This window comes from Polynucleobacter sp. 39-46-10, from assembly GCF_002282275.1.
In genome coordinates, this window is the sequence record NZ_NCJB01000118.1 from 1 (window position 1) to 6,950 (window position 6,950).

6 protein-coding genes and 2 tRNA genes are annotated in these 6,950 nt (G+C 46.9%); 7 read left to right on the forward strand and 1 reads right to left on the reverse strand.

Features of this window, described 5'->3' with window-relative positions:
- Positions 1–16 precede the first annotated feature (16 nt).
- From B7X71_RS10075 to ftsB, 4 genes are read left to right on the forward strand one after another with little or no spacing between them, the layout of a single operon-like run.
- Positions 17–1,678: a CTP synthase gene (locus B7X71_RS10075; protein WP_293598351.1), complete on the forward strand. Its 1,662-nt coding sequence runs from the start codon at positions 17–19 to the stop codon at positions 1,676–1,678.
- A 9-nt stretch (positions 1,679–1,687) separates the two neighbouring features.
- Positions 1,688–2,551 (forward strand): 3-deoxy-8-phosphooctulonate synthase, encoded by an 864-nt coding sequence (gene kdsA / locus B7X71_RS10080; protein ID WP_293598350.1) that lies wholly within the window; start codon positions 1,688–1,690, stop codon positions 2,549–2,551.
- Between the two features lie 34 nt (positions 2,552–2,585).
- Positions 2,586–3,872 (forward strand): phosphopyruvate hydratase, encoded by a 1,287-nt coding sequence (gene eno / locus B7X71_RS10085; RefSeq protein ID WP_293598349.1) that lies wholly within the window; start codon positions 2,586–2,588, stop codon positions 3,870–3,872.
- Positions 3,873–3,892: 20 nt separating this feature from the next.
- Positions 3,893–4,219 (forward strand): cell division protein FtsB, encoded by a 327-nt coding sequence (ftsB, locus tag B7X71_RS10090; protein ID WP_293598348.1) that lies wholly within the window; start codon positions 3,893–3,895, stop codon positions 4,217–4,219.
- 7 nt (positions 4,220–4,226) lie between these two features.
- Here ftsB and B7X71_RS10095 read toward each other — a convergent pair whose 3' ends face one another.
- Positions 4,227–5,192, reverse strand: a complete 966-nt coding sequence (locus tag B7X71_RS10095; protein ID WP_293598347.1) for an Hsp33 family molecular chaperone HslO — start codon at positions 5,190–5,192, stop codon at positions 4,227–4,229.
- Between the two features lie 68 nt (positions 5,193–5,260).
- On the opposite strand from B7X71_RS10095, the gene gltX reads away from it, so the two are divergent.
- The 3 genes from gltX (at position 5,261) to B7X71_RS10110 (ending at position 6,937) form a co-directional block, all read left to right on the forward strand.
- Positions 5,261–6,664 carry a glutamate--tRNA ligase gene (gltX, locus tag B7X71_RS10100; protein ID WP_293598346.1) on the forward strand — a complete coding sequence of 468 codons (1,404 nt, stop codon included), beginning with the start codon at positions 5,261–5,263 and terminating at the stop codon, positions 6,662–6,664.
- Positions 6,665–6,745: 81 nt separating this feature from the next.
- Positions 6,746–6,821, forward strand: a tRNA-Ala gene (locus tag B7X71_RS10105).
- Between the two features lie 40 nt (positions 6,822–6,861).
- Positions 6,862–6,937 (forward strand) — tRNA-Glu (locus tag B7X71_RS10110).
- Positions 6,938–6,950: the final 13 nt, after the last annotated feature.

The following is a 6,950-nucleotide window of genomic DNA, read 5'->3' on the forward strand; positions in this document are numbered from 1 at the left end:
CAACAGAGCTTAAGCGATGACCAAATACGTTTTTGTCACTGGTGGTGTGGTTTCTTCTTTAGGGAAAGGAATCGCAGCTGCCTCGCTTGCCGCGATTCTCGAATCCCGCGGCTTGAAAGTCACCCTCCTAAAATTAGACCCCTATATCAACGTTGACCCTGGGACCATGAGTCCGCTTCAACATGGCGAAGTCTTCGTAACCGAAGATGGCGCTGAGACTGACCTTGATCTAGGGCATTACGAGCGTTTTGTATCTGCAAAGATGCGTAAGAGTAATAACTTCACTACGGGCCAGATCTACGAATCCGTTATCAGCAAAGAGCGACGTGGTGAGTACCTAGGTAAAACTGTTCAGGTGATTCCCCACATTACGAATGAGATTCAAGCATTTATAGAGCGGGGGGCCAAAGCGAGTCATGATGGCAATGCTGATATTGCGATCTGCGAAATCGGTGGCACTGTAGGTGACATCGAGTCACTGCCATTTCTTGAGGCGGCTCGCCAAATGAGCATTCGCCTACCAAGGCATAGCTGCGCTTTTGTGCACCTTACTTTGGTTCCTTATTTGAGTAGCGCTGGCGAATTAAAAACTAAGCCGACCCAGCACTCTGTACAGAAGCTTCGTGAAATCGGCATCATGCCCACAGTGCTCTTATGTCGTGCAGACCGCCCAATTCCAGAAGATGAGCGCTCAAAGATTTCACTGTTCTCTAACGTCCGCGAAGAAGCTGTAATTTCAGTATGGGATGTTGACACCATCTATAAGATTCCTGGGATGCTTCAAGCCCAGGGCATGGATGATTTAATTTGTCGTGAGTTAGATATTCAGGCTAAGCCTGCAGATTTATCTGTTTGGGCAAATCTTGTTTATGAGCTAGCCAACCCACAGCACGAAGTAACCATTGGTATGGTTGGTAAGTATGTTGAGTTGACTGAATCCTATAAGTCTTTGATCGAAGCTTTGCGGCATGCAGGCATTCACAATCACACACGCGTCAATATCAATTACATTGATTCTGAAGTGATTGAAAAAGATGGCATAGATTGTCTTCAGAATTTAGATGCGATCTTAGTGCCAGGTGGTTTTGGTAAGCGCGGCACTGAAGGCAAGATTGCTGCCATTCGTTATGCCCGCGAGAACAATGTCCCTTACCTTGGCATTTGTTTGGGTATGCAGTTGGCTGTGATCGAATTTGCTCGCCACGTCGCCAATATTGCTCAGGCCAATAGCACCGAGTTTGATCCTGAGACCGAGAGCCCAGTAGTCGCCTTGATTACCGAGTGGGTTGACCGCGAAGGTCGTGTTGAGAAGCGCACTAACGATTCTGATCTTGGCGGGACTATGCGCTTAGGTTCACAGCGTTGCCCAGTAAAAGCGGGTACCTTAGCCCATGAAATCTATGGTCCAGAGGTGAATGAGCGTCACCGCCATCGCTATGAAGTGAACAATGTTTACGTGCCGCGTCTTGAGAAGTCTGGTCTGATTATTTCTGCTAGAACACCAAACGAGTCTTTGCCTGAAATGATGGAGTTGCCTAGCACTATGCACCCTTGGTTCTTTGGTGTGCAGTTCCATCCCGAGTTCACCTCGACTCCACGTGATGGCCACCCATTATTTTCTGCTTTCATTAAGGCGTCATTAATTCATCAAACTGCTTCCCAAAAGCAAGCGGCCTAGGAGATCACAATGAGTGCATTTAAGTTATGTGGTTTTGATGTTGGTTTAGATCATCGCTTCTTTTTGATTGCGGGTCCTTGCGTTATTGAATCCGAGCAATCGGCTTTGGATATTGCTGGAGAGTTAAAACACATCACCTCTGCACTGGGTGTACCATTTATTTACAAGTCTTCTTTTGATAAAGCCAATCGCTCATCAGGCACTTCTTTCCGGGGTTTAGGTATGGAGAAGGGTCTTGAGATTCTGGCTCGCGTTAAACGTGAAATTGGTGTTCCAGTATTGACAGATATTCATGACATCAGTGAAATTGCACCGGTTTCAAAAGTAGTTGATGTGCTGCAGACACCGGCATTCTTATGTAGGCAGACTGATTTCATTCGAGCTTGCGCTCAAAGTGGTAAGCCAGTGAATTTCAAGAAGGGTCAATTTTTATCCCCTCATGAAATGCTGAATGTGATTGATAAAGCGCGTGCAGCAGCTACTGAGATGAACCTGCCAGATCAGTTTATGGTTTGCGAAAGAGGCGCCTCTTTTGGTTATAACAATCTAGTTTCAGATATGCGTAGCTTAGCAATTCTTCGCGAAGCAAAAGCACCAGTTGTTTTTGATGCAACGCATTCAGTTCAGCTTCCTGGCGGACAAGGTAATGCGAGCGGTGGGCAGCGCGAGTTTGTTCCAGTATTAGCCCGTGCCGCAGTTGCAGTAGGCATTAGTGGCTTATTCATGGAGACGCATCCAGATCCAGCCAAAGCGCTTTCGGATGGTCCAAATGCAGTGCCGCTCAATCGCATGAAAGAGCTACTTACATCTTTAGTGGCAATTGATTCTGTTGTTAAGAAGCCCGGATCATTTTTAGAAGATAGTTTTAAGTAATACCCCAAATTCATTTTTACTTAGGAGAAGGTGCATGAGCGCCATTGTTGACATTATTGGTAGAGAAGTTTTAGATTCACGCGGCAATCCCACGGTTGAGTGTGATGTATTGCTTGAGTCTGGCGTTATGGGTCGTGCAGCAGTCCCTTCAGGCGCATCAACAGGCTCACGTGAAGCCATTGAGCTTCGTGATGGTGATAACGCGCGCTACCTTGGCAAGGGCGTTCTTAAGGCCGTTCAAAATATCAATATTGAAATTGCTGAATCCATCTTAGGTCTTGATGCTAGTGAACAAGCTTTCTTAGATCACACTCTAATCGAGCTTGATGGCACTCACAACAAGGCGCGCTTAGGTGCTAATGCAACCTTGGCTGTTTCGATGGCGGTGGCTCGTGCTGCTGCAGAAGAAACAGGTTTGCCTTTGTATCGCTACTTCGGCGGATCAGGTGGTATGCAATTACCAGTACCGATGATGAACATCGTTAATGGTGGGGCACATGCTAATAACAGCTTGGATATTCAAGAATTTATGATCATGCCAGTTGGCGCACAAAGCTTCCGTGAAGCCTTGCGTTGTGGCGCTGAAATCTTTCATGAATTGAAGAAAATTTTGGGCGCCCAAGGTATGCCAACTACTGTTGGAGATGAAGGCGGCTTTGCGCCGAACTTCAAGAGCAATCAAGAGTGTTTGCAGACCATCATGAAGGCCATTGAGGGTGCGGGTTATCAAGCAGGTGAAGACGTCTTATTGGCTTTAGATTGTGCTGCCAGTGAGTTCTACAAGGATGGTAAGTACCACTTGTCAGGCGAAGGTTTGCAGTTGTCTTCAAGCGAATTCTCAGACTACCTTGGCAATTTGGCGGATCAATTCCCAATCGTATCCATTGAAGATGGAATGCATGAGAATGACTGGGATGGATGGGCTGATATTACTCAGAAACTGGGTAAGAAAATCCAATTGGTCGGAGATGATCTGTTCGTTACGAACACGCGTATTCTCAAAGAGGGTATTGAGAAGGGTATTGCTAACTCCATCCTTATCAAGATCAATCAAATTGGTACATTGACAGAGACCTTTGCTGCGATTGAAATGGCTAAGCGTGCTAACTACACTGCTGTGATTTCTCATCGCTCCGGTGAAACCGAAGATAGCACTATTGCTGATATTGCAGTTGGCACAAACGCTGGTCAGATCAAGACAGGTTCTTTGTCGCGTTCTGATCGTATTGCCAAGTACAACCAGTTATTACGTATTGAAGAAGATCTGGGTGATGTTGCTACATACCCAGGAAAATCTGTTTTCTATAACCTGAAACGCTAATAGATAGCCTTTACCTGTCTATGCGTATCGTCATCTACTCTATGCTGCTATTGCTCATTGCAATCCAGTACCCACTGTGGCTGGGTAAGGGTGGATGGCTGAAGGTTTACGAGATGGAAAAGCAGCTCGAGTTGCAGCAGGCTAAAAATAGCCTCCTCAGCTTACGTAATGCCAAACTGACAGGTGATGTTAAGGACTTAAAGGAAGGTACTCGCGCGATTGAAGAGCGGGCTCGTGTTGAGCACGGCATGCTTAAAGAGGGCGAGTTCTTCGTGCAAATTCTGCCAAATGAAAAGTCTGCCTCTAATACAGCTGAGGGCGTGAAGCCAACAACCACCAAGCAGTAACTATCGTTTAATGCCCGCTTGAGGGTGGCCGGGTTGCATCTGCTAGTAAGTCTGTTTTAAAGACTTGTCTGCAATCTACTGCATCAAAGCGATAGGCTTTGGCGCAAAAATCACACTCGGTTTCTACCGCCCCTTGCTCTGCAAGGATGCTTTCCACCTCCTCTTCGCCGAGCATTCTGAGGACATCTGCAACCTTGGCTCGTGAACAACGGCAGCCAAAGCGAACGGAGCGGGGCGGGAAGCTGCGGACACCACTCTCTGCAGATTCTTCTAAAAAAAGACGTCGAAGGATGGTTTCAGGCGAGAGGGATAACAACTCATCGTTGGTAATGGTTTCACCAAGCGTTTGGATTCTGGTCCAGCCCTCAGCGGCAAGTTGAGGGTCAAGATGGGCATGACCACCAGAATCTGGCAGGCGCTGTAACAACAATCCACCAACATGGGTGTCATTGGATGCCAACCATATGCGGGTATCCAATTGTTCGGAGTTCTGCATATATAGAGCAATGGCCTCAGCAGCACTAGTAACGGGCTTAATAACGGTGCCACGATGCTCCTGGAGAGCCACAATGCCTTGATAAGGAGGTTGCCCAGGCTGACGGTCAGATGGATCGAGCGTAATGACAAGCCGCCCCGTATTGTTCGCATCCAATAGTTCGCCCAAGCTTGCATTGGGATCAATACTGTCGGCGTCAACAGAAAGCTTTACCGTAGCCCGCATCGTTAAATCTGACTTACATTCAACCACCAGAAGCTGAATTGGGCCTTTGCTTTGGGCCTGAATAATCAAGGTTCCATCGAACTTGAGGCTGGCGCTTAAGAGAGTGGCTGCGCCCACAAAGTCACCCAAGATACGCCGCACTACAGGGGGGTCGTTACGACGCTCCAAAACGGCCTGCCAGGCACTGCTAATGGAAACAATTTCCCCGCGGACCGGGGCGCCATCACACATAAATACAAGTAATTCGTTCATAAGTGAAAGTATCCACTTTTTTATGAATTCACGTGCTAAACCAAGACATTCAAAGCCAACCTGAGATAATGTCATTTATGAATATACGTACACGTTTCGCCCCCAGTCCAACGGGCTTTATTCATTTGGGCAACCTCCGCAGCGCTTTGTATCCATGGGCTTTTGCTCGTCACAACAAAGGCGACTTCATTTTGCGCATCGAGGATACCGATGTAGAGCGCTCTACCCAGGAAGCGGTCGATGTCATCATTGAGGGTATGGCTTGGCTTGGTCTAGATTTAGATGAAGGCCCGATTTATCAGATGCAACGCATTGATCGTTATCGCGAAGTCGTTAAGCAAATGCTCGATACTGGTCTTGCTTACCCTTGCTATATGAGCGAAGAAGAACTTAATAAGCTGCGCGATCAACAGATGGCGAATAAAGAAAAGCCGCGGTATAACGGTCAGTGGCGCCCTGAACCCGGTAAAACTCTGCCAACAATTCCTGAGGGTGTTTTGCCAGTGATCCGCTTCAAAAATCCGATTGGCGGCTCTGTCTTTTGGGAGGACGCCGTTAAGGGCAAGATTGAAATTAGCAACGATGAGCTTGATGATCTAGTGATTGCTCGTCCTGATGGCACGCCAACTTATAACTTTTGCGTTGTAGTGGATGATCTGGATATGAACATCACTCACGTGATTCGTGGTGATGACCATGTAAACAATACGCCACGTCAAATTAATATCATGAAGGCACTCGGCGGCAATCCGCCGGTGTATGCTCATTTACCCACAGTTCTTAATGACTCTGGTGAAAAAATGAGTAAGCGCAATGGCGCGATGAGTGTTCGTGATTACCAAAAAGCAGGGTACTTGCCTGAAGCTATTCTGAATTACCTAGCAAGGCTAGGTTGGTCCCATGGTGACGCCGAGATTTTCACCAAAGAACAATTTGTAAATTGGTTTGATTTGGATAGCCTTGGCCGATCACCAGCACAACATAATCCTGAAAAGCTGCTTTGGCTCAATCATCAATATATTCAGAATGCAGATTTAACTGCGCTGGCCGAGGCGACTAAACCATTTGCGCATGAACTTGGTATTGATACTGAAAAAGGTCCTAACTTTGTTCAAGTGGTTGGGCTTCTAAAAGATCGGGCGAATACTCTGATTGAAATTGCAGAGGGTGCTAAGCTTTTTTATCTACCAGCACCCGCACATACCGCTGAACAAATCGCAACAAATATACCGCCTGAAGTCATTCCAGCGCTAAAGGATTTGATCGATGCATTTAAAGCCGCTGAGCACACAAAAGCAGCCTATGGTGCAGCTTTTAAAGAAGTGTTAGCCAAACATCAGATCAAAATGCCAGCCTTAGCAATGCCCGTCCGTTACGCCTTATTTGCCACTACACAGACGCCAGCCATTGATTCTGTCTTGGTTGTTTTGGGCAAGGATGAAGCTGTACAAAGGCTTTCCAAGGTCGTCTAATCTTGAATTTGCGTACTCGTACAAAAATAGGATAAAATCTTGGATTGTTTTGAGTGTCTTGTAGATTTTTAGCGAGATTACGGGGGTATAGCTCAGCTGGGAGAGCGCTTGCATGGCATGCAAGAGGTCAGCGGTTCGATCCCGCTTATCTCCACCAAGCATTTACAATGGCAACATTAGTTTTAGTAGTAGTCCAGGTCCCCATCGTCTAGAGGCCTAGGACATCACCCTTTCACGGTGAGTACGGGGGTTCGAATCCCCCTGGGGACGCCAAATTTTTTGGCTA

Coding starts and splice junctions, on each gene's coding strand:
- ftsB (WP_293598348.1), top strand. CDS start 3,893: ATGCGTATCGTCATCTACTCTATGCTGCTATTGCTCATTGCAATCCAG.
- gltX (WP_293598346.1), top strand. CDS start 5,261: ATGTCATTTATGAATATACGTACACGTTTCGCCCCCAGTCCAACGGGC.
- kdsA (WP_293598350.1), top strand. CDS start 1,688: ATGAGTGCATTTAAGTTATGTGGTTTTGATGTTGGTTTAGATCATCGC.
- eno (WP_293598349.1), top strand. CDS start 2,586: ATGAGCGCCATTGTTGACATTATTGGTAGAGAAGTTTTAGATTCACGC.
- B7X71_RS10075 (WP_293598351.1), top strand. CDS start 17: ATGACCAAATACGTTTTTGTCACTGGTGGTGTGGTTTCTTCTTTAGGG.
- B7X71_RS10095 (WP_293598347.1), bottom strand. CDS start 5,192: ATGAACGAATTACTTGTATTTATGTGTGATGGCGCCCCGGTCCGCGGG.